This is a genomic window from Lysinibacillus zambalensis (assembly GCF_040183165.1).
Lineage (GTDB): Bacteria > Bacillota > Bacilli > Bacillales_A > Planococcaceae > Lysinibacillus > Lysinibacillus zambalensis.
Genome location: NZ_JBEGDG010000066.1, coordinates 1 through 574, shown reverse-complemented (window position 1 = coordinate 574; position 574 = coordinate 1). Strand labels below are relative to the sequence as shown.

1 protein-coding gene is annotated in these 574 nt (G+C 36.9%); it reads left to right on the top strand.

Features of this window, described 5'->3' with window-relative positions; genetic code table 11:
• Window positions 1–521: IS21-like element helper ATPase IstB (gene istB / locus ABNX05_RS26045; RefSeq protein WP_349662341.1), on the top strand; the 521-nt coding region annotated here is incomplete at its 5' end.
• Between the last annotated feature and the right edge of the window lie 53 nt (window positions 522–574).

Genomic DNA, 574 nt, shown 5'->3' with positions numbered 1-574 from the left:
TTGACTTCCAACCATCGATAAATCCGCAGCAAATTCATGATTTTACTACACTGCGTTTTATTGAAAGTAGTGAAAATATTGTATTTTTAGGTCCAAGTGGCGTTGGCAAAACGCATTTAGCCTCGGCAATCGGCATCCCAGCTGCAAAAAAACGTACAAGCACGTACTTTGTGAAATGCCACGATTTGATTCAAAACTTAAAAAAGGCTCGCCTAGAAAATCGTTTAGAGAGCCGTTTGAAGCATTACACAAAATATAAGTTACTTATTATTGATGAGATTGGTTATTTACCGATTGATCCGGAGGATGCAAAACTATTCTTCCAGTTAATCGATATGCGTTATGAAAAACGTAGCACTATTTTTACGACAAACGTTAACTTCAAGTCCTGGGACGAAGTGTTCCAGAAGCCCAAATTAGCTAATGCGATTTTAGATCGTATTTTACATCACGCAACAGTTGTCACAATTGTTGGCAATTCATATCGTTTGAAGAACCACCTAGCTCCAGAAGGTGAGTAATTTTATACACAATTAAGTGAGCGTTTTTGTACATAGATTAGTTGACATTTGTA